The sequence below is a fragment of the Nocardia sp. NPDC003183 genome (genome assembly GCF_053590715.1).
Map to the genome: position 1 here is coordinate 863242 of NZ_JBSFTG010000002.1, position 21742 is coordinate 884983.

21 protein-coding genes are annotated in these 21742 nt (G+C 64.2%); 13 read left to right on the top strand and 8 right to left on the bottom strand.

Annotated elements, in window-relative coordinates:
- The first annotated feature begins 341 nt into the window (after positions 1-341).
- The 7 genes from ACWDXS_RS11685 (at position 342) to hisS (ending at position 7209) form a co-directional block, all read left to right on the top strand.
- Positions 342-641 carry a PqqD family protein gene (locus ACWDXS_RS11685; protein WP_449964652.1) on the top strand — a complete coding sequence of 100 codons (300 nt, stop codon included), beginning with the start codon at positions 342-344 and terminating at the stop codon, positions 639-641.
- Entirely contained in the window at positions 638-1804 is a 1167-nt protein-coding gene (locus ACWDXS_RS11690) for a radical SAM/SPASM domain-containing protein (RefSeq protein ID WP_449964655.1), read from the top strand. The genes ACWDXS_RS11685 and ACWDXS_RS11690 overlap by 4 nt, the downstream gene beginning before the upstream one ends.
- Positions 1804-3198, top strand: a complete 1395-nt coding sequence (locus tag ACWDXS_RS11695; RefSeq protein WP_449964784.1) for a B12-binding domain-containing radical SAM protein — start codon at positions 1804-1806, stop codon at positions 3196-3198. The genes ACWDXS_RS11690 and ACWDXS_RS11695 overlap by 1 nt, the downstream gene beginning before the upstream one ends.
- A complete protein-coding gene (locus ACWDXS_RS11700) occupies positions 3195-4214 on the top strand; it encodes a Gfo/Idh/MocA family protein (protein WP_449964658.1) in 1020 nt (339 codons plus the stop codon). The genes ACWDXS_RS11695 and ACWDXS_RS11700 overlap by 4 nt, the downstream gene beginning before the upstream one ends.
- An 18-nt stretch (positions 4215-4232) precedes the next feature.
- On the top strand, positions 4233-4940 hold the full coding sequence (locus ACWDXS_RS11705; RefSeq protein ID WP_449964660.1) for a 2OG-Fe(II) oxygenase: 708 nt from the start codon (positions 4233-4235) through the stop codon (positions 4938-4940).
- Between the two features lie 3 nt (positions 4941-4943).
- Positions 4944-5831 carry a phytanoyl-CoA dioxygenase family protein gene (locus ACWDXS_RS11710; protein WP_449964663.1) on the top strand — a complete coding sequence of 296 codons (888 nt, stop codon included), beginning with the start codon at positions 4944-4946 and terminating at the stop codon, positions 5829-5831.
- 91 nt (positions 5832-5922) lie between these two features.
- Complete coding sequence (gene hisS, locus ACWDXS_RS11715) at positions 5923-7209, top strand: histidine--tRNA ligase (protein ID WP_449964666.1); 1287 nt, start codon at positions 5923-5925, stop codon at positions 7207-7209.
- Here the strand turns inward: hisS and ACWDXS_RS11720 are convergent.
- The 7 genes from ACWDXS_RS11720 to ACWDXS_RS11750 all read right to left on the bottom strand — a co-directional run bounded on the left by ACWDXS_RS11720 (position 7203) and on the right by ACWDXS_RS11750 (position 13320).
- Complete coding sequence (locus ACWDXS_RS11720; protein ID WP_449964669.1) at positions 7203-8612, bottom strand: helix-turn-helix domain-containing protein; 1410 nt, start codon at positions 8610-8612, stop codon at positions 7203-7205. The two genes, hisS and ACWDXS_RS11720, sit on opposite strands and share 7 nt — an antisense overlap.
- A 42-nt stretch (positions 8613-8654) precedes the next feature.
- A complete protein-coding gene (locus ACWDXS_RS11725) occupies positions 8655-9113 on the bottom strand; it encodes a PPC domain-containing DNA-binding protein (RefSeq protein WP_449964672.1) in 459 nt (152 codons plus the stop codon).
- Positions 9113-10156, bottom strand: a complete 1044-nt coding sequence (locus ACWDXS_RS11730) for an asparaginase (RefSeq protein WP_449964675.1) — start codon at positions 10154-10156, stop codon at positions 9113-9115. Before ACWDXS_RS11730 ends, ACWDXS_RS11725 begins: the two co-directional genes overlap by 1 nt.
- A gap of 106 nt (positions 10157-10262) precedes the next feature.
- Positions 10263-11060 carry an SAM-dependent methyltransferase gene (locus ACWDXS_RS11735; RefSeq protein ID WP_449964678.1) on the bottom strand — a complete coding sequence of 266 codons (798 nt, stop codon included), beginning with the start codon at positions 11058-11060 and terminating at the stop codon, positions 10263-10265.
- A gap of 110 nt (positions 11061-11170) precedes the next feature.
- Complete coding sequence (locus ACWDXS_RS11740) at positions 11171-11773, bottom strand: Scr1 family TA system antitoxin-like transcriptional regulator (RefSeq protein WP_449964681.1); 603 nt, start codon at positions 11771-11773, stop codon at positions 11171-11173.
- Between the two features lie 171 nt (positions 11774-11944).
- On the bottom strand, positions 11945-12394 hold the full coding sequence (locus tag ACWDXS_RS11745; RefSeq protein WP_449964684.1) for a hypothetical protein: 450 nt from the start codon (positions 12392-12394) through the stop codon (positions 11945-11947).
- Positions 12395-12930: 536 nt separating this feature from the next.
- Complete coding sequence (locus tag ACWDXS_RS11750; protein ID WP_449964687.1) at positions 12931-13320, bottom strand: DNA-directed RNA polymerase subunit beta; 390 nt, start codon at positions 13318-13320, stop codon at positions 12931-12933.
- Positions 13321-14201: 881 nt separating this feature from the next.
- Here ACWDXS_RS11750 and ACWDXS_RS11755 point away from each other — a divergent pair.
- The 6 genes from ACWDXS_RS11755 to galE all read left to right on the top strand — a co-directional run bounded on the left by ACWDXS_RS11755 (position 14202) and on the right by galE (position 20615).
- Entirely contained in the window at positions 14202-15473 is a 1272-nt protein-coding gene (locus tag ACWDXS_RS11755) for a hypothetical protein (RefSeq protein WP_449964691.1), read from the top strand.
- A 23-nt stretch (positions 15474-15496) separates the two neighbouring features.
- A complete protein-coding gene (locus tag ACWDXS_RS11760; protein WP_449964787.1) occupies positions 15497-16009 on the top strand; it encodes an SLOG cluster 4 domain-containing protein in 513 nt (170 codons plus the stop codon).
- Between the two features lie 328 nt (positions 16010-16337).
- Positions 16338-17957, top strand: coding sequence for an IS21 family transposase (gene istA, locus ACWDXS_RS11765; protein ID WP_449964695.1), 1620 nt, complete (start codon positions 16338-16340; stop codon positions 17955-17957).
- Positions 17954-18748 (top strand): IS21-like element helper ATPase IstB, encoded by a 795-nt coding sequence (gene istB, locus ACWDXS_RS11770; RefSeq protein WP_449964698.1) that lies wholly within the window; start codon positions 17954-17956, stop codon positions 18746-18748. The genes istA and istB overlap by 4 nt, the downstream gene beginning before the upstream one ends.
- A gap of 650 nt (positions 18749-19398) precedes the next feature.
- A complete protein-coding gene (locus ACWDXS_RS11775; protein ID WP_449964701.1) occupies positions 19399-19644 on the top strand; it encodes a hypothetical protein in 246 nt (81 codons plus the stop codon).
- Positions 19641-20615, top strand: coding sequence for a UDP-glucose 4-epimerase GalE (gene galE / locus ACWDXS_RS11780; protein ID WP_449964704.1), 975 nt, complete (start codon positions 19641-19643; stop codon positions 20613-20615). The genes ACWDXS_RS11775 and galE overlap by 4 nt, the downstream gene beginning before the upstream one ends.
- A gap of 90 nt (positions 20616-20705) precedes the next feature.
- Here galE and ACWDXS_RS11785 read toward each other — a convergent pair whose 3' ends face one another.
- Positions 20706-21452, bottom strand: coding sequence for an MmyB family transcriptional regulator (locus tag ACWDXS_RS11785; RefSeq protein ID WP_449964707.1), 747 nt, complete (start codon positions 21450-21452; stop codon positions 20706-20708).
- Positions 21453-21742 lie beyond the last annotated feature (290 nt).

A 21742-nucleotide genomic window follows, 5' to 3' on the forward strand; every position in this document is an offset into this window, starting at 1 on the left:
GCGGACCTCGGTGTCAATTGTCGGCGTATCGGGGCTAACCCCGCCGGGGCTCTGAGCATGCGGACATTCTGGCTGTCCGCATGGGATGGGTCCGCGCGTATTGATCCCATCGCTCGCAGGAGGAAGTCTGAATCTGGTTCCAGTTCAGGAACTTTCGGGCCTTTCGCACCGGAGGGAGGTGTTACTGATGTCCGAGGTGAAGCGCCCCTGGCGTCGCCCGCAATGGCGTGCGCGCAACGTTCGCACGCACTGCTGAGCGTCACCACTGGTGTCCACCTTCGCCGCAGGGGTTGGGGGTGGGCATCGCTATTCAAACTGCTTCTGCCGAGACGAGGTCATCCATGTCCGCCTTGACCGAAAACCTGACTGCCGTGGTCGCGCTGCGACCCCACGCTGTTGCCCGCGTGACCAACGCTGGGCTGACGATGCTTTTCGACCGCGCCAAAGGCGTGATGTACGAACTCAACGAGTCCGCGTCGACTGTCGTGGGGCTTCTCGCGCAGGAACCTCGGTCGCTTCAAGACATCATCGACGCCTTGTGCTCCGAGTTCGACGGACCGCAAGAAGAAATCGCCGCCGACATCCAGACATTCATCGATGAGTTCGCGACGGCGGGCCTGCTGACAGTCGACGAACCATGACTCAATACGACGCGATACTGGTGCAGCCCAGTGAGTTTCAGCTCCCCGAGCACCCGATCCCTCTGCTGGTTCAGCTCGGTCTAACCTATCGCTGCAACCTGAAGTGCAGCCACTGCTACGCGCTATATCGGCGCAGCCGCGATGAATTCAGCCTGCCCGAGATCGAGTCGCTTGCCAACGACCTGTATCGGGCAGGCAGCGCGAGTCTCGTCTACTCCCACGGTGAGAACATGATTCGCCGCGACTTTCACGACGCGGCGGCGATTTTCCGAGACCTCGACTTCTATCAGACGCTGATGCTCAACGGCTTCTACGTACGCACCGCCAACGACGCCCGGCGGCTCGTCGATGCCGGCATCAACCGCGCGATGGTCTCGATCGACAGCATCGACCCGGCAATCCACGACAAGGTCAGGGGCAAAGTAGGCGCCTTCGACGTCGCTCAGAGGGCTTTGCGGCTGCTGAAGGATGCCGGGATGCCAACAGTGGGGTTCTCGACCACGATCGACACACACAACTACGAGCACGTTGCCCAGATCGTGGACTTCGCCCTAGCGCTCGGTGTAGACGCCGTCAGCTTTATGCAAAACCGCTACAACTTGCAGGGGGTCTTCGACCGGGGACTGTGGCCCCGCTACCGTGACGTCTGCCGCGACCTTTACGAGTTGACCCTGGAACACCAAGGCACGCTCGACATCTATACCCATGATCCGTTCATGTTGACCTTGCTCGACGACCGCATGGGTGACCGGGCCAACCGCGAAGCGTTCATCGGGTCGAACTTGTGCAACGTCGGAACCAGCATGGTGTCGATTGATCCTGTCGGCAACGTATCGGGGTGCAACTTCATCGAAGAGTCCATTGGCAACGTCCGCGACGAACCCTTCGCCGACATCTGGGATCGCCTGGTTGCCCGGTACTCCGACCGCACGGATCCGCCGTCAGGACCTTGCGGATCGTGCTCTGCCCTGGATGGCTGCCTGGGCGGTTGCAAAGCGTTCCACTACAACGGCAAGTACGACGAGCGATGCGGCGCTCAACGCTTCCCCGACGCCACGCCGCACGCGGTCGGCACCGCGGAGCGCGGCATTCCTGCGCCCGAGCCGTCACGCGCGCCAGGTGTTTTCGTCGGCTTGCCACGGCTGCGGACGGGAGCACCGTAATGAGAATCGCGTTCGTCAACCCGCACTACACCCACGACCCGCACACACTGCTGCTGCACCCGCCCCTGGGCTACGCGTACATGGCACGCACGCTGAAACTCGCCGGGCACGAGGTCGTCCACATTGATCTCCCGTTCGAAGGAAACGACGTCGCCGCACTTGTGCGTCGGCTCGATGACCTGCGCCCCGACCTCGTCGGGGTGACGTCGGTCGCGCAGAGCTATTTCCACGCACTGGAAATCGCTCACACAGTCCGCCAGTGGAACCCGAGCGTCCCGGTGGTGTTCGGCGGCCCGCACGTGTCGTTCATCGCCACGGAGTGCCTCACCCGGCACGACTGTGTCGACTACGTTCTGCTGTTCGACGCCGAGGACAGCATCGTCGAACTCGCCGACGCTCTCACCGAACGCAGCGGGACCGCCGGGCTCGCGAAGGTGGCGGGCTTGGTCTTTCGTGACGGCGACGGGATACGGGCCACCGCCCCGGCGCCGCCCGAGATGCGACTGGATCGGTACGGGCTGCCGGACCGCGACATCTTCGATATGCGGAACTACCTGGATTATGACTACGAGACTGTCGTGATGACGGCCCGAGGTTGTCCGAGCCGTTGCACGTTCTGTTCGACGACCATCGCGGGCAGGACTGCGCGATGGAACAGTCCGGAGCACGTCGTCGAGGAAATGGCGCTCGTCGCTGAACTGGGCTTTTCGTCGATCTTCTTCGGCGACGATACGTTCTCCGGCGATCCGCGTCGTGCCGTCGCGATCTGCGAAGAGATCCAACGGCGCGGGGTGTCGATCCCATGGACCAGCAACATGCGGGCCCAGGACGCACGTCCGCAAGTACTCGACGCGATGCTGAGCGCCGGCGCCTACCGGGTCTTCGTGGGCTTTGAATCCATTCAGGAACAAACATTGAGGCTGGTAAGGAAAGGCACCTCACCGGCCAGGCTCTACAAAACCGCCGCCCGGATCATGGACGCTGGGCTGGAACTGCATGCGTCGTTCATCGTCGGCGCCCCAGGCGATACTCCTGAAACCCTCTCGGCCACCATGGATTTCGTGCGGCTCGTCAACCCGACAGTCGCGACGTTCAACGTGATGGAACCCCGTCCTGGCACCGACGTGTTCGCCAACCCGAGCAAATACGGGATAACAATCCCCGACCCGCACTGGTACGAAAAGACCAGCTGGTTGGAGATGCCCGTTTGCCACACCGACGACATGTCGGCTCACCAAATTCGCGACTGGGTCAGCCGGTGCTACGACGAATTCTGCACCCCGGACTTCCGGTCCGCGGAACACCTCGAACGGCTCACTCCGATCCGCGAGCAATGGGACCAGGCCGCAGAGAACGTTCAGCGCCACCTCCCACTGATCAAGACCGCCTCATGAGTCTTCGGGTGGGCCTGGTCGGCGCTGGAATCGCCGGGGCGTCCCACGCTCTCGATATCGTGACTGATCCGCGCCTGGAATTGGTCGCGGTCGCGTCGCGGAACGGGAGCTCGGCGAACGCGTTGGCCGAGACCTTCGGCGGCAGGACCTTCAACACCGCAGGGCAGATGCTGGCGGAGGCACGCCTGGACGCCGTGGTGGTGGCGGTGCCGCCATCGGCCGTTCTCGACATCGCTGAACTTGTACCACCGAGGACCCCGTGCCTTGTAGAGAAGCCGATTGCGACCAACCCTCGGGAATTAATCCGTCTCCAGTCACTGATTTCGTCACATCCGCTGATGGTCGCGCCCTTCAATCGGCGGTACCAGGTGCATGTCCGTGACGGCGCCGACGCGGTCGCTGATGGCGCAATCGGGCAAGTTCGGCGGATCGTAGGCAAGTGGGTGGGGCCATACCGAGCGCGATACGCGGCCGATGTACCGACCTATCGTGGTACTGCAGGTCAGCGGTGCGGCGTCCTCGTCGACAGCGGCAGCCACGCTCTCGATCTAGTAGCCATGTTCATCCCATCCTGGACGTTCACCCCCGGTGTCGTGACCGGGATGAAGTCACTCACGGAGCGCAACGTGCGCGGCGCCGAGGTCGAGGCGGAACTGCGGTTCCACATCGGTGGTGTGGAAATCGAATTGAGCTTCACCGATCAGCCGGAGCATCCCGATTGCGGCGGCTGGCACATGACCGTTGTCGGTGGCGCTGGGACTGTGACAGTCGACCCCGATCGCACCGTCATCGAATCGACGGTGCGGACAACCGTCGTGGAAGCGTTTGGCATGCCGCGTCCGTCCACGGACCTGTGGAGGCTTGCGGATGCTGAGATACCCACCGGTGCGAGCTTGCGCGCGGTGTCCGCGGTCAGTGCGGCGGTCATCGCGGCCTACGACTACGACCAGCCGCGTGTGCGTCGGTGGCGGCGGCCGCGCGGCAAAGCACTCGGCCGTCTCAACGGATCCTGCTGAATCAGAAGGGTGAATCGCATGCGGTTAGCCGAATTCGACCTCACCGCGTCGCCGGTCGAGGTCGGCGAATGCGTGATCGGCGACGTTGCTCGGCTCGACGGCGAGCTCGCGGCCGTCCGTGTTTGTGATGTCCTGTCCGTTTGCCACGCTCAGGCTCTTTCCCGTCATCTCGCCGAGGATCTTGTCTACGCGCGCGAGCAGATCGGCGACACGAAGCGGGTTAGTCGCGCAGTACGTCAGGGCGAGTTGCCCGACAGCCCCATTGTGACCAGGCGCCCACCTCTTCCGGACGCTAGTAGCGCGCTCGCACTGTTCACTGAGCAGTGGTGGCTCGAGCAGCTCAGTCAATGGTTCGATGCCCCGTTGGAGGTGCTGCGGCCACCAAGCCCATATCGAATGGACGCGGGCGACTACGTGCGGCCGCACGATGACTGCCCGGCGCCGGAGTTCCGGCTGTCGGTCACGTTCAACCTGACTCAGTGGTGGCGACCCGAGCACGGAGGCGAGACGTCCGTCGGGACGGTGGGACACGTCGCGGAGTTCGATGATCCCGAGTGGTACTTCCCGAGGAAGGTGTGGACGATGGGAAGGCAGCGCCAGAGCTTCGTACCGCAGTTCAATTCTGCTCTACTGTTGCCACTTTCGCCGTCTCGCGTCCACGAGGTTCTGCCAGTGACTCAGGGGCCCCGATATTCGATTACCACTCTGTACGGAACGGTGGGCTGAACGATGACCCAGGATCTGCTCACAGAAGCTGAGCGTCGACAGTGGGCGAGCCTCGGGTACCTGCATCTGCGTAAGGCCCTCAACGACGACGACGTCATCCGGACTCGTGAGGCACTCGCCGCGGTTGAGCACGATTTCACCAGTGGCGACCACAATGCCTGGGCGGACGTGTTCGACGCGGGCAATGACCGCGACCTGAGCATCACGAACGGCTTGAAATGGTGCCCAGAGCTCGACACGTTGGTCGACCATCCGAACGTATTCGGCAAAATTGTTGGTCTGCTGGGTCCCTACCTGCAACTTCTCGGCTCGGAGATCTTCTTTCGCTACCCAAGCGCCGAACCGCTCGTCGCATTCCACACAGACCTAGGACCCTCTCTGCGGAACGGCGCCGCCGGGCCCAGCGTGCAACTCAAGGCACAGTTCTTCCTCACCGACGTAGCCACCGACAACAGCGGCAACTTCGCTGTCGTGCCCGGCTCACACCTGCAGACCTTTCCCGGCAAGATCGACTACCACGACGTCGATCGACCGGTGCAAATCCGCGCTCACGCGGGCGACGTCGTCGTCTTTCCGCTCGCTCTCGGGCACGGCGTCGCGCCCAATGACACCGAGACCACCCGCGTCAGCGTGGTACTTCGCTTCGGCCAATTGTTCTGTCGCCCTGTCGACTACTGGACGACGCCCGAACCGGCGATACTCGCGCGTCAAACACCACGCCGTCGTCGGCTACTGGGTGACTTCGGCGCACGCACCCGCCCCGGCGACGTGTACGGCGTGATCCCCGACCAACTCGACCTCATATACGGCGAAGAGTGGGCCGACAGCACCCAAGCCACGCACGATTTCGCCGAGGCGAGTCGCGCGCTCGACGCCTACCAGGTCTTCTGACCGCGCCGGAGCACCCGGCAACATCGACCTGCGATCTTCTACGATGGTCGCGGCAACCGATACCAACCCAATGACCCCAGTGAGGACACTCGTGAAGGCCGACAACAGTCCAGCCCGTGGAATGCGCGATTTGCTGCCGGACGAGGTCGTCACCCGTGATCATGTGCTGTCCACGATCACTGACGTTTACGGCCGATTCGGCTACCGGCGAATCGAAACTCCCGCGCTGGAGAACATCGATCGGCTCACCGGTGGCCAAGGCGGTGAGAACGAGAAACTGCTCTACCAAGTGCTGCGGCGTGGGCTGCCCGACGAGATAGCACCGGATACAACGCTGGCCGAACTGGTCGACCTCGGCCTGCGATTCGACCTGACGGTGCCGCTGACCAGGTTCTACGGCAACAACGCCGCACAGCTACCTACGCCCTTCCGGTCGCTGCAAATCGGCCCGGTATGGCGAGCCGAACGGCCACAGAAAGGTCGATATCGCCAGTTCTACCAGTGCGACATCGACCTGATCGGCGAGGGCAGTGTTCTCGCGGAATCGGAACTGATCGAGGCAACGACCACCGCCCTTGCCTCAGTCGGCCTGAACGACATGACTGTTCGGCTATCGGACCGCCGATTCTTGTCTGCCCTCGCTTCGTCAGCCGGGCTGCCGCAGCAGACCTGGGACCGGTTCTTCATCGCCCTGGATAAGCTCGACAAGGTCGGCTGGGACGGTGTCCGCAAAGAATTGGACGCACTCGCGATGCCCGCCGCGGCTGTCGAAAACGCGCTGGATGTCATCGGCCAGCTCCAGAGTGTGGGGGCCGAGAAACTGGTGGACGTCCTTGCGAACGCGCTTCCTGATCTCGCGGAGAACGTGCTTGCCGATTTGTCTGTCACGACAGGATGCCTGGACGCGCTCGGTCGGGATCGCGCGGTGGCGTGGCAGTTCGATCCGACCCTGGTTCGGGGGATGGGCTACTACACCGGCCAGATTTTCGAAGTTGCCTATGCCGGCGTTTCGAGTTCTGTCGCTGGTGGCGGCCGGTACGACAAGTTGATCGGTCGTACGTTGGGGCGTGATGTCCCCGCGTGCGGATTCTCGATCGGGTTCGAGCGCATCATCGACCTTGTCGGCAACCTCGTGGCCAAGGACGGTGTTGCTGTTCTGATGGAGTCCGACGTTCCTATTGCCGACGCGCTGGCGGTCGCTCGAGATCTGCGGGCGGAAGGGTACAACACCGAGATCATCCCCCGCAGCGGCAAAATGGCTGCTCAGCTGAAGCGATTGGAAGCGGCCAACTTTGGGTCCGTCGTCGTTGTCCGCAGGGAAGGCGACAACACAGTCACCGACGACATTCGCGAACTTCGAAGCACCCCGTCTCAGTAGACCTGGTCGAGCGGGCGCGCGGCCAGGAACGCGCACGCTCGCTCGATACCCGCCAGCGACAACAACCGACTGCGCGGCCGGATCAGCCCGGCCAAACCCGTCGAGGCGAGGGCTGCGCAGCGCTCGACAGCCCACAACCAATCGATCGCCAAATACTCACTCAGCGTGCGTAATCGAGCGTGCGGGCTGGCGGAAGCCAAAAGGTTCGCTTGCGCACTCTGACGGACCGCCCCACTGAATTCGCTGAACCTCTGGCGATCACGACAGACGTCGACCTGCCAGACTCCCTCGCCGCCAACCCAATTCGCGATAATGGCGGTCCCGTCCTGGTCAATGACGAAGCCGGGTACGTCCGCGTAGTCAGTCGAGGGCGTGAGCGCGACCCGGATGCCGAACGATTCCATCAACGCCACTGCGAGGAACAACAAGATCCGGTCGGGCTGAGCGAGCCCGGTGACCGCAGCTGGTGGGAGGCAGAACGTGCGGCCAGGTTGGGATGAACCGGTCGTCAGGTTGGCGGTGCGACGGAGGTAGTCCAGCTTGTGTCGAAACAGCAGCCAACCGCTGGCGGCTTCGCCGCTGTGCTCGGCGGTCCAATATTGTGGGGTCGTAGTCAGGACGTCGGCGTTGTCGAGGATATGGCGCGCGCAGTAGGCCGAGCCGAGCCACATCATTGACGTCGCCGACAGAGTCACGTCGACCTCGAAGATGCGCTCGCTGTCCGCGTCCGAAGAGACGAAGTCGTGCAGATCGGCGTCGTCATCGAGCAGGTCGTCATCGAGATTGGCTACCGCCCACAGCAACCCGAGCGTTAGGTCGTCGAGCTTGTAGGCGGTGGGCAGCCGGGACAGCTCGGTATCGGCGATCCGGCCGGTGGACAGCGCGTAGTGGCTCATTTGATCGGTCTGCTCGACGGCCGCCACGATCAGCGACTGTGTGCGCCTCCGAGTCGCGAACGCGCGGTGTCGGCCTCCCATGTCCAACTCGATCACGCCATTGTTGTGACGCCCCGGGACGAGAAGCGCGTCTCGGCTGGTTCCGCGGAAATATTGACCGGCGGGCGTTTCAATACTGATCTCGCCGGACGCGGTGTTCTGCTGTCGTGCCCACTTCACGCCGGTGACAGCCGACTGAACCTTTACTGGGGACGGAGCCCGCACATCCCGGGCCAGTCGAAGAAGGGCGCCGTCTGCGCTGAGAGTCGCGTCGAGGCTGGCGACCAGCTCGGGGCTCGCACTGCGCTCGGCCTTCTCGATTCGTCCCAACAGATCACCGCTGACGTGGACCGACCTGCCTAGACCAGCCAGCGACAAGCGACGCTCGGTGCGGTATCGCCGCAATTCGGCGCCGAAACGTGCCGCTGGAGAGAGTGAGGGGTCGAGCACCTTCGGTGTCTGTGCCACGGCCTCCGATTATCCGCTACTGAGCGGGGAATAGCCCACTATCTACCGGAACCGAAGCAGCGGTACGTCGTACAACTCCGAGTTCTGGATGCGGAGCAGTTCCGGCTCGACCACTTCCACAACGACCATCTCTGTCAGGAACTGCACCCTCGCGTCCAACAGATGGCTGGTGTAGCCGGTCGCGGACTGCTCCTTCATGCCCACGGCGACATGAATATGGGGCTTTATTTGCGCAGTCTCCGGATCCCAGGCCAGGGTGCCGGCGCCGAAGGCTTCCACGTTGTGCAGGTGGACCTTTGACCACACCGGCGCTTGGGGGTCGTCGAGTCGATCGCAGGTTCCGACGAGGTCGACCTCGGCAAAACCGGCGATGAACGACGGGATGTAACCAGCCCGCAGATTGTTCTGCTGACAGAACTGACTGAGGGCGGTGTAGAAGTCGTCGCCATGGTCGAAGACAACAACGAATGTCCTGCCGAGGGTCACCTCTTGTGCGCGCATCAGTTGATCTTCTCCGAATCTGTTTCCCACGGCCATGATTCATCGTTCGAGAGGCCACCAGCAACTGCGAACGCGCTGCGAATGGTACGTATGTCCCCTCCGGTGCTGATGGCGGCTGCCAGCAAGATTCTGGCTTTGAGTGGGTCGAGCATGCCTGCGGATATCAGCCCGCGCGCGAGCAGATCGCGCTCGGAACCGGGGAAGCCGTAGGTGGAGCTCAGGACGGGGCCCGAACCGGTCCGAGAGGCTAGAACGACCGGCTTGGTGGTCGCCGTTTCGGCAAGGGCGTCAACCAACTGCACCGGTACGTGGCCTACGCCCATCGCGGCCACCACGAGCCCATCTGCTTTGCCCGCGATCGCCCGCACGATCTCATCGTCGTCCCCGAGCGCGGCCGTGTAGATCGGGACTCGGGGCGGCTTAGTGAGGTCTGCAGGCACAGAGCCGGGTCGACGGACGCTGTTCAGAATACGGGGGGTGCCCTCGACGATATAGCCCAACGGTCCACCGCTCGGCGACGTGAAGGTCCCGGTGCTGGTGCTGTGTCCCTTGCGTACTCGGCTTGCTGCGTGAACCTGATCGTTCATCATGACCACGCAGCCCAGTCCGCGGGCTATCGGATCGGCGGCAAGCACAACAGCGGCAAGCAGATTCGCCGGGCCGTCCGCCCCTGCCAGCGTCGGATTACGCATCGCACCGGTCACTACGACGGGCTGGTCAAGTGGGTGTAATAGATCGATGAGGTAAGCGGTTTCCTCGATGGTGTCGGTGCCCTGGGTGACGACAATCCCATCCGCCGACGATGAGCGCAGTTCGATCGCATCGCAGAGAGCCGCAATATCGGCCAATGTCAGTGATGCGCCGGGCAATTGGCGAAACTGGACGACGTCCACATCAATTTCCGTCTCGGCCAGACCAGGTACGGCGGCGACGAGTTCCTCGGCAGTGAGCTTAGGCGCCACGCCACCGGAGCCAGTGGCCGACATCGCGATCGTGCCACCCAGGCCGAAGACGACTACGCGGGGCTTCATATTGTCCGGCACCGACATAGCGTAGCGGCCAAAAGGTCGGCCATAGCGGGCGTTGAAGTTCCGCACAGCCGTATAGCGACGATCGCACGGATCTGATCGCACGCCGACCGTGACGTATCTAGCGGGGTAGTTGCCCGACGGCAGCGTAGGCGCGCAAGTCCCAGGTGCCGGGGTGTAGAGGCCGCAGGGTGTCGTGCTCGGTATCGGTGGGCCGCCACCGGTGCGGTGCGATCAATCCGGGATCGGTGAGCCGGTAGGGGGCCAGCATCGTGGTGATCGTGTCGCGGTCGCGCGGGTGAAAGGTGATGCCCGCGTTGCCTAGAGCCGCGACGGCGCTGCTGATGTCGTCTCCGGCGGTGTCGTCGGTGATGTGGCTGAACACGATCCAGGTTCCGGGCCGGAGCTGGCGAGTCAGTGCGTCGAGGACGGCGGGGGCGTCGGCGAGGAGTTCAGCGGTCCCGGACAGGCAGACCGCCAAAGGCGCTGTGGAGTCCATGACCGCGGTGATCTCAGCGAGGACGGCGGCGGTGTCGGTGAGGTCGATCTTGGCGACGGCGTTGTTCGGTTCGGTCAGCAGGGCACGGGAGTGGGTGGCGGCGAGGAGGTCGTTGTCGATGTAGAGGATGCGGGCGGTGTCACTTGGGTGGTTGGCGATCTCACCGAGGTCGGGGTGTAGAGGGAGTCCGCAGCCGAGTTCGACCACCTGGGTCACCTGATGCGTGTGGGTGAGGTATTCGACCGCGCGCCGCGCGAAGCGGCGCGCTTCGGCCATGGCGGTCGCGAGCTGGCTGTCCACAAGGGGCTTGGCGATCACATGATCGAGCTCGTAGTGGTCTTTGCCGCCCAGCAACGCATTGCACACACGGGCGGTGTTGGGGCGGCTGGTGTCCAGCGCTGTCGGGTTGGGGGTTGTCATGTCCTGTCCTCGCCGGAGGGTGCCGCGAGGCCCCGTAACAAGGGTCCTGGTCGCCGTGACGAGGGATACGGCGTCGGGTTGTTGCGGGGCCTCGCGGCCGGTCGGTTGGATCAGATGCCGGACTCGGTGTGGCCGGCCAGCGCCCGGGCCAGGATGGCGTGGGCTTGCTCGCCGTAGACCGCCGTGGTGGCGAGCAGGTCGAAGGTTCGTTCGACCAGCTCGACGGTGTCGGTGTTCTCGAACGGATCGGTGATTGGCTGGTTGTCGGAGTCGGTGGCGGTGCTGAAGTCGAAACTGTCTGCTGGGGCGAGGAATTCGGCGTTGAGCGCGATGATGCCGATGCGGACGTGTGCGCGAGCGGTCAAGATGTTGATCAGGTGGCGGATCTGGGTGGTCATCACCTCGCAGCTGCCGACGGTGACTCGCAGCGCGGCCTCGTCGATGAGCATGTGGAACTCGTACCCGGGCATGTCGAGAGCGGTCTGGCGTTGCAGGCGTGCGAGCGCAAGTTCCTCGCTGTCGTCGGCCATGCCCATCACGGCCGAGCATCTGTCGAAGAACGCACGGGCGTAGTCGTGGGTCTGCAACAGTTCCGGGAGGAGTTTGGTGCTGTAGGAGCGCTGATGGATGGTGTCGGACTCGCTGGCGATCAGGAAGCGCTGCAACGTTTCCGGCCCGCCAGCGGTGGTGTCGTACCCGCTCGTGTCCTCCATGATTCTAACCTCTCGTTCATCTTTTGATGGTTCGTCGGATCGGTGGAGGTTCCACCGGTGCGGTCTGAGGTGTTGGGGGTGGTGGCCCCCGGAGGCCGGTTGGGCGACCTCCGGGGGCGTTCCCCACCCTCGAACCGGCGCGGCTCGGGGGTCACCGGTGGTTCGAGGTATTCAGGTGGCCTGTGGAAGCGTTGAGGTCAGGCGGGGGGCGATGTCGCTGATCAAACTCACGCCATCGTGGGTGCGGGCGGTCACGGTCTGGGCGAAGACCACAGTCTGTGGATTGGCACCGGGCTGGTGTTCGGCGGTGTCGACCTTCCAGCGCGCGAAGCCGGCGTCGATGTCGTTGTCCAGCAGCGTTATTCGGATGCAATGGCGGGTGTCGCGCGCGACGGCGTCGATCCCGGGTTGCAGGCGTTCACCGATGCCGCCGCTGGCGAATTCGGGAGTCAGGAACGCCTTGGCGTGCTCGGCCGAGCGGGTCACGTAGTAGGCGTATTGGAAACCCAGGATTGCTGCGGGGCCGCTATCGGTGCTGCCGGGGCCCGACCCAGCGACCACCCCGGCGCTGCGTTCGTCGGAGCAGGTGAACTCGATAGCGTGCGCGGGCGGGGAGGTCACTACCGCGACCGCTGCCACTGTCGCGGCTACTGCAGCGAGCGTGCACAACACCGTCGCCGCCGTCCACGTGTAACGCTTTCGAAGGGGTTGGCGGGGAGAGGGTTCGAAGGTGGTATACATGCGAGTTCGCTTCCTTAAGGAATGTGGTCTTCGGAAGTGCAGGGGAGGTTTTGGGTGGCCCCGGAGATCGCGACATCGCCGGGGATTCGATTTCCGGGGCCGCCTTCGCGCGGCCGGGCCGGGTGAGGGGTCTCAAGTCCTCACCGGGGGCAGGCGTGAAGGTCATTCAGTTGGTCGGGAGGCGTCTACTGATTTCACAGGTCAGGGCAGTAAAAACAGTCGCTCATTCGGGAGTCTCGGGAGCCCGACACAGCGGCCGGAGTCGACGGCGACGGTGCAGGGTCGACGGGCGGCGATGTCTTGAACGAACACCAGAGCGGCGGTAAGGCAGGCGGCGAAATCCATGCGGACACTCGTGAACTGGATGGTGAGGTGGACATCTGGTTCGTCCGGGCGCGGGGACCCACCGCCGGGGTTCATCGGGTGTGCTGGCCCTGTAAGCACCCTCGGGCGCATTCGAGGACAACCGCCCCGGATGGCCGGAACTTGCTGATGGCCGGGGAGATCCACGTGCGAGCCATCAACGGATCCGGCACCGGTGAGGGCAACGCGATATCGCCGTCACGGATCACCACCACCCGCGCTCGCCAGAGCTGTGCCACGACGGCGGGGTCACCGATCGGGCGAATGTCGGACCTCACCAGGAATGTCCACATTCCGGCGCGGGGGTGGCCGATGATCGGCAGGGGCGCGACACCACGCACATCGAGGGCGGTTTTGACCCGTTGTGCCAGCTCGGTGGGCATCATTACCGCACCGACGAACCCGGCCTTCATCGTGATCCGCCCGGTGTCGGGGTCGATCACGGTGGGCAGAGTACATACGCGGCGGTAGAACTCGCACCGTGAGCGAGGTGTCTCGGCGTAGGCCGTGGCAGGTAGGCTGGTTTGTGTCATAGGTGGCCCCCGGGCAACTCGGTGACCGGATCAAGCCGTCCGGTCTCGCAATTCACCTCTGGCGGTGTCGGTTCGGGTGTACCCGTGAGAAATCCGGCTTCGCGCATCGCTTCCAGTACTGCCGTCAGTTCGGCCAGTCTCGACGGCGGATGCACGGGAGTCATTGGAGTGAGGTCGGTCATCGCGGTGCCTGCCGTGGAGATCCGTTCATCGCGGTGATTCTCGACTCCATTCCGGACTCTGCTGTGGCGGTTCTGGATCGGCCTCGACCGTCCGATACCGACAGATAGCTGACGATCACTTCTCCCGTCCTTCCTGCCCGCCGCATCAGTCCTCGGTCCAGGCTGTGACGTAGGCGTCGGCAGCCAAGTACGGGCGGCAATTCGGCCCATGCGTGATATGCAGCCGCAGCACGGTGTCGGCTTCGTTCGCGGATGCGAAGCTGGTCGGCTCTGTTTCGCAATCATGGGCAGCCTGTTCGTTCCGCGCTGTGTGGAGTGGTCTCACTCGGGCCTCCTAGATCGCCGACAACTTTCGGGTACTCGGCGGCGCAGCTGCCGGGGCCGATATGTCGAAGGCGCGCCGGAAGGCTGCCGCCAACGCGGGGTTTAACGACACATATCCGATACCGAGCACGAGATGAGCGTCACCCAGGTAGGCCGGACGTCACAATGTCGGCAGCCGGACTTTTGGCGGACTTTTGCCGGACTTTTCGCGGCAGTGCTGCTAGGCCACTAGTTGCTCAGCAGCACAACCGATTACCGTGGTGGTACCGAACAAAGGTGGGGACCATGGACGTGTCAGATCCGCGCACCGTGCTCGAGCAACTCATCCGCCAAGGGGATCGCAGCATGCCCGAGTGGTGCCAGCACTTCAACGACACCGCCAGAAAACATAACGAGTCGGCGACCTTGTCAGTTCGGCAACTACAACGTTGGATGGCTGGAGATGTGCGGGCATCGAGGACGGCCGCGCAGCGCATCGCCCAGAGGGTCTGGAGGATGAGTTTTGAGGCACTGGTCTCGGCACCCGATTCGGTGACTGGGGGGCCGACGCCCACCGTCTGCGATAGTTTGGATCTGGAGATCGAGATGAGCACCGAAGAGTCCGCAGGCTGGATCAAGCGCGGGACAGGTGGTGTCACCCCCGCCCTGCTCGACCAACTCCACGCCGAGGTGGTCGAGCACGCAGACAACTTCCTGATCAAAGCGCCGATCCAGCTGATCCCGAAGCTAATCCGGACGCGGCGGGAAGTTTTCGACCATATCGACGGCCCTCGCCAACGTCCCCGCGACTTGGCGAGGCTGTATCTGCTCGCTGGCCAGGTGTGTGCTCTGTTAGCCCATGCATGTGCCGATCTTGGCCGGAATTCGGCCGCTGAAACTCACGCCCGGACTGCGCAAGTCGCAGCGGACTACGCCGAGGACCAGCACCTGCGCGCCTATTGCTCATGGATTCAGGCCAACGTCGCCTACTGGCACGACGACTTTGCCTCAGCCGCGTTCTTCGCGGAGTCCGGTTTGAGGAAGGCTGCTGACGACTCGGCCCGTTTGCGTCTGGCCAGCCAGCTCGCTCGTGCACAGGCCGCCCGAGGCGAGACCCGCGCTGCGCTCAGCGCACTCGACATCGCGCTGGACACGGTCACACGTGTGCACCCGTCGGCCAGCGAACCGGGCGTGATGCACTTCGGCACAGCAAAAGCCCTCTACTACGGGGCCGAAGTGCATCTCGCGATCGGCGGCCGTGACCACAGTATCCAAGCTCTCACGCTGGCCGACAGCGCCCTCGTAGAGCTCACCGCCACCTCCCCTCCAGAGTTCAGGGCAGCCGCCGAACTCGATGCTGCGCGTGCGCACTTGGCGCTCGGCGACGCCGAAGCTGCCCACAACCACATCGGGCGTGTTCTCGAGCTCCCGGTGCAACTGCGCACGACACCGATCGTCGGTCGGGTGATGACCGCAGGCGCAGAATTTCATGCGCTCGCGGACGGAACTGGCCTCGCCCGTGATATGACTCAGCAGATCGAACTGTTCACCACCTACACCGCAGAGCTTGAGGATTGAACGTGCCCCCATTGCAGATTGCCGTGTGCGGACCGCGCGACTGCAGACTCGACGACGCACAACGCGCAACCCGTATCGGTCAGCTTCTCGCTGAGGCAGGTGCGACGGTGCTTTGCGGCGGCGGTGTCGGGGTCATGGCAGCAGTCGCCAAAGGCGCGTCCGGTGCAGGTGGATTCGTGATCGGCGTACGACCCGACACCGACCGAAACAAAACTTGCGAGGGCCTCACTGCGGTCCTGTTCACGAACATGGGCGAGGCCCGCAACAGCATTCTGATCGAGTCCGCCGACGTTGTCATCGTGATCGGCGGATCATGGGGCACGCTGTCAGAGCTCGCTCTGGCCAACCGGCGCGGAGATGTTCCCGTGGTGTCGATTGGTGGGTGGAGGATCGCCGACGAAGATGGGGCTTCAGTCGTTGAATCCGTGCGAGTCGAGACTCCGGAAGAGGCGGTTTCTACCGCGCTAGCACTCGCCACGCAGCGGTCTGGAGAATGGTCGATCTCAAATACCGGATCATTGAAGAACGCGCCTTAAGCGCGCCATTGGCCCATGAGGTCGGCGCAGCACGGTCTGAAACTCCCGTGCGTCCTCGACAGCTTGCGGGTGCGCTAACCATGGCGTCGGGCGGTGATCCGTCGCTTGGATAGCCGCCGCACCTTCAAAGACCTCGACATCGACCTTTCCGGCAACGGTCTGCTCGACTCTGGTTCTATCGGTGATCTGTGACGTCACCGATCGGTGGATGTCAGCGTCGCTCGAGATCGGGAGATGTTCGTATCGACGAATTTTGACGTCGTGATCTTGGTTGCGGTGCAAGGATGCGTGTGCTTCATCCCGAACCTTGCGCGGAAGAAGGTCACAGTTGCCCCGTCAGTCGAAGGTCGAGCTGTATGCCGCGATCCGGCGTGATGCCCGAGCAGGGATGACGGGCAGGGCACTACAGGCCAGGTACGGCGTGGGGTGGCGCACGCTGCAGGCCGCCACCGAGTCGGTATGGCCGGCCACGCGGAAGCAGTACCCGAAGCGGGGGTCCAAACTCGACCCGTTCAAGCCGTTCATCGACGAGGCGCTGCGGGAAGACCTGCGGGCACCGAAGAAGCAGCGCCACACCATCAAACGGCTCTATGCCCGGCTGATCGACGAGCACGGCATGGACGACGTGTCGTATCAGACGGTCCGCGACTACGTCGCCGGGCGCAAGCCGCAGATAAAGACCGAGGCAGGGCGGGGCCCGGCCGAGGTGTTCATCCGCCAGACCCACCGGCCCGGTGAGGAAGCCGAGGTCGACTTCGGTGACGTGACGATCCGGCTACGCGGTGAACTGGTCGTCGCCTGTCTGTTCGCGCTGCGGTTGTCGTTCTCGGGCAAGGCGGTCCACCGCTGCTTCCTCTCGGCCGGCCAGGAAGCGTTCTTCGAAGGACACGCGCATGCGTTCTCGGTGCTGGGCGGGGTTCCGACGATCAACGTCCGCTACGACAACCTGCGCGCGGCAGTGTCGCGAGTCCTCGGGTTCGTCAGGCTGCGTGAGGAATCCGACCGTGGGACCGCATTTCGCTCCCACTACGACCTCGAAGCGTTCTACTGCCAGCCCGGGATCGGCGGCGCCCACGAGAAGGGTGGTGTCGAGGGCCAGATCGGTTGGTTCCGGCGCAACCACTTCGTTCCCATCCCCGAAGTCGAGTCGATCGATGAGCTCAACGAGATGATCGACGCCTGGGACCTCGCCGACGAGCAACGACGCATCGGGGCACGCCCCCGCACGATCGGTGAACTGTTCGCCGTCGAGCAGCCGCTGCTCAAACCGTTGCCGGAGGAAGGCTTCGAGACGGGCCGGTGGTTCACCCCGCGCGTCGACAAGTTCTCCCAGGTCACCGTCCGGACGAACCGCTACTCGGTCCCGGTCCGGCTGATCGGACGCCAGATCCGGGTCCTGCTCCACGCCAACCACCTCATCGTGTTCGACGGCCGCGCCGAGGTCGCCCGCCACGAACGGCTGCCGGGCAAGGCCGGGACCCGCCTGGATCTGGACCACTATTTGGAAGGACTGCTGCGCAAACCAGGTGCTTTGCCCGGGGCGACCGCGCTCGACCAAGCCCGCTCAGCAGGCAAGTTCACCCCGGTCCACGACAGCTGGTGGTCGGCTGCGCGGCGCGCGCACGGCGAGCGCGACGGCACCCGCGCGTTGATCGAAGTCCTTCTGCTGCATCGGCATATGCCCCACGAACACGTCGTCGCGGGCTTGGCCGCCGCGTTGCAGGCCGGGGCGCTGACCGCAGACGCGGTCGCGTTGGAAGCTCGCAAGATCGGCGAGTCCGGGTCGACCGAAATGCCGGTGGTCGATCTCGACGCGCCGGGCGCTGTCTCGTCGCTGACGCAGCGCCGCCTCGCGTCGCTGCCGCCGGATCGGCGCCCGCTGCCCTCGGTGAGGGCTTATGACCAGTTGCTCCGCCGCACACCTACAACGAAAGGCAGTTCCGCATGACGACGACCACGCCTCGACGACAAGGCATGACCGAGCAGGCGGCCGACGCCGCGGTCGACCAAGCCTGCCGGATGCTGCGGCTTCCGACAGTCCGGGCACAGTTCACAGAGATCGCCGAAGGCGCGACTCGTGACCAGATGACCTACCGGGCGTTCCTGGCCGAGTTGCTGATGGCCGAATGCGACGACCGAGCACGGCGCCGCTCCGAACGCCGCATCCGCGCGGCCGGGTTCCCGCGCGACAAGTCGTTGCGCGCGTTCGACTTCGCGGCCAACCCCAATATCGAGGAGGCCACGATCAACACCCTCGCGAGGGGCGATTGGATCAAGAAGGGGCTGCCGCTCTGCTTGATCGGTGATTCCGGCACCGGCAAGTCCCACCTGCTCATCGCGCTGGGCACCGAAGCGGCCATGCAAGGACACCGAGTCAAATACACCCTCGCCACGAAACTGGTCAACGAGCTCGTCGAGGCCGCCGATGAGAAGCAGCTGACCAAGACGATCGCCCGCTACGGGCGCGTCGACCTGCTCTGCATCGACGAGCTCGGCTACATGGAACTCGATCGCCGCGGCGCGGAGCTGCTGTTCCAGGTCCTCACCGAACGCGAGGAGAAGAACTCCGTGGCCATTGCCTCCAACGAGTCGTTCTCGGGCTGGACGAAGACCTTCACTGACCCGCGGCTCTGCGCCGCGATCGTCGATCGGCTCACCTTCGGCGGCCACATCATCGAAACCGGCACAGATTCCTACCGTCTCGCCCGCACAGCCAAGGTTGCAGCCACGGCCCGCTGACGTCATCATTCACCGATAGATCCCAGCTCAAGGCATCAATCTCACGGCGGTCGCATGCGGACGCCGCGACTTTCGGACATGTTGACTCACCTCGGTCCGCTCGACGCATCCAGAGACGCTGCGCGAGCGGATCGTCTCATTCTGGACGACGTCGGGCGCGCGGCAGTGACGTCACTTTTCACCGTCACGATCGCCGCGGCCTGCTCCTACGTGACGTCGAGATTCGCTGGCAAACGACGCCGGAATTCACTGGCACAACCACGACTCCGACTCCGACCGTTCGGCCCGACGACTTCGACGCATACGAGATCCTGCTGTACTACGTGCATGCGTACTACTGGCACCACCTCAATGAGAAGTGGCAGGCGGTCGCGACACCACCCAGTTCCACCTGCTCGTCAACCGCATGTGCATAAAAGTGCTGCGCGCCACTGGAATGCTCGACGGTGGCTACGCCCACCACGACTTCGCGTCCATGGCCCCGCACCTGTCCGAGCAGATGCGTGCCGAACTGCGCTGGCGTGCGGACCCCACGCAACTGCCTCTGGACCCGGGCAGATTCTGGCACTACCTGCACGACGGCTTCCGCCGCTTCGACTACGTCTTCGGCTGTCCCCGCCCCGGACGCGGTGCGGCTGAGCCGCTACGCGGTGACCAACAGCGGCCAGGTCATCGCCCGCCACCATCGCATCGCCAACGACCTCGCCCGGGAAGTCGCCGCAGCCTGGGTGTCGAATCCCAATCTCGCAGACCTCGCTACGGTGGAACGAGCGATCTGGTCGCGCGTCACAAGGTGGACTGGAACCAAGCCATCACCCGGCCCTGCCGCCTACTTCGCGGCGCACCAGAGCGAAATCCATGACCATCTCCTCGCGATGAAAGTGCAGACCACATGAAGATCCTCGTCACCGGTGGCGCTGGCTATGTCGGTGCCACTGTGACTCGGCTGTTGCTCGACGCCGGGCACAAGGTCGAGGTCGTCGATGACCTTTCGCGCAACGACGACCGCCAGATCCCCACCGAAGCGACGTTCCACCGGCTGCGCGTGCAGGACGTCGGAGAGGTACTCACCGCGGGATCGGGGTTCGATGCCGTACTCCACTTCGCCGGGCTCATCGCGGCCGGCGAGTCGATGGTGCACCCGCAATGGCACTGGGATAACAACACTCGCGCGTCCCTCGCTCTGCTCGATGCCATCCGAGAGGCCGCGGTGCCTCGCCTGGTGTTCTCGTCCACCGCCGCCGTGTACGGCGAGCCCGAGGAAGTCCCGATCGCCGAGACCGCCGCGACGAACCCGGTCAACACCTACGGCGACACCAAACTGGCTGTCGACAGGGCCATCGCCTCGATCACCCGCGCCAGCGAGCTCGGCGCGATCAGTCTGCGCTACTTCAACGTCGCAGGGGCACACACCTGCACCGACGGTTCGATGATCGGCGAACGCCACACCCCCGAAACCCACCTCATTCCCCTCGCGCTCGAGGCCGCCGCCGGAGTCCGCGATAAGTTCTCGCTGTTCGGCGACGACTACCCGACCCCGGACGGCACCTGCATCCGCGACTACATCCACGTCACTGATCTAGCGCACGCCCACCTGCTCGCCCTCGACGCCGTCAGCCCCGGCGAACACCGGGTCTACAACCTCGGCAACGGGATCGGATTCTCCAACCGACAAGTCCTCGATGCCGTACGCAAAGTCACTGGCATCGAGTTCCAGGCCGAGACGGCTCCCCGCCGCCCTGGAGATCCCGCTGTCCTCTACGCCTCGTCCGAGCTGGCGCATCGAGAACTTGGATGGAAGCCGACCCGCCCCGAGATCGTCGAGATCGTCACCGATGCGTGGAAGTTTCACCAGCAAGGGCGCTGACCAGCGATGAGACTGCCCACCGGGTGCTCTGGCCCTGCGACCGGTGGGCACCTGCGAGGCGGCGGCTCAACCCGTTGTCGGTGGGGCGTCTCAGCAAGCGATCGCGCAGGGGTTGTATGTGCCATGGACGATGTGGAGTTTGGAGCATGTTCCGTACTCGTTGACTTCGAGGCTGAGCGCGAGGGGTTTGTTCATGCCGGGTATCCGCAAAAACATCGGTGTTGTGCGAGGCCATGTGTAGGCGACTTGCATGGGGGTGCTGTCCCAGGCGTTGCGGAAAGCGAGGTCTGTGCGCAGTGTTTCGAACAGCGCTTGTGCCCGGGCATCGTCGCGGTAGCGGCCGAGCGCGACGCGCAGATGTCTGACGAGGTCGAGCAGTTCGCCGTGCCAGCCGTAGACACGGTCGCGGGCGATGGGGGTGAGCATCCACCGGAGGATGTTGTCGTCGCAGTCGGCGAGGCCGGGCATCATCCGGTGCAGTACCTGGTTGGCGAGCAGAACGGTCAGGAGCGGATCAATGTAGGCGCCGAGGATCTCGCGCTGGTCGAGCCAGTCGAGGTGGGGTTGGACCCCGTGGTTGACGAGGCGGCGGCGTAGCTCGTCAGTGGGCTCGAGACTGCCGGAGGGTTGCAGCAGGTCTTCGAGGTATCGGCACGGGTCCTGATCAAGGCCGAAGACCCCGACGAGTTTGTCGAACACGGCGGTGCCGGGCGTTTTGCGTTGCCCGATGAGCTGGTTGAGGTAGGAACTGCTGAATCCTGCCTTTTGAGCGGTGGATTCGCGGGATAGGTTGCGGTTGTGGCGCAGGAATTCCACCGAGTCGTGGAAGTCGGGCATCCCGGGTAACAGAGGCGGGTTGAACATGTCACCGGTCTCGTCTCTGCGGCGGGATGAGCACGACGTCGCGGCCGACGCACGGCCCGGGTTTGTTCTCACGAAGGCGGGTCCGGTTGAAGGTTGGGGTCATGTCGTGCTCCTTTGCCGGTGTTCGGTTGTCCCGCTTGGTGTTCGGTGAGGCGGGCGGTGTTGTGCGGGGTGTCAGGGCTGGGGCGGTGGGTCGTACGGGTCGCGGTAGCTGATCAAGAATCGGAGATCATGGGTGCCGTCGGAGCCGAGGTGTCTGCGGC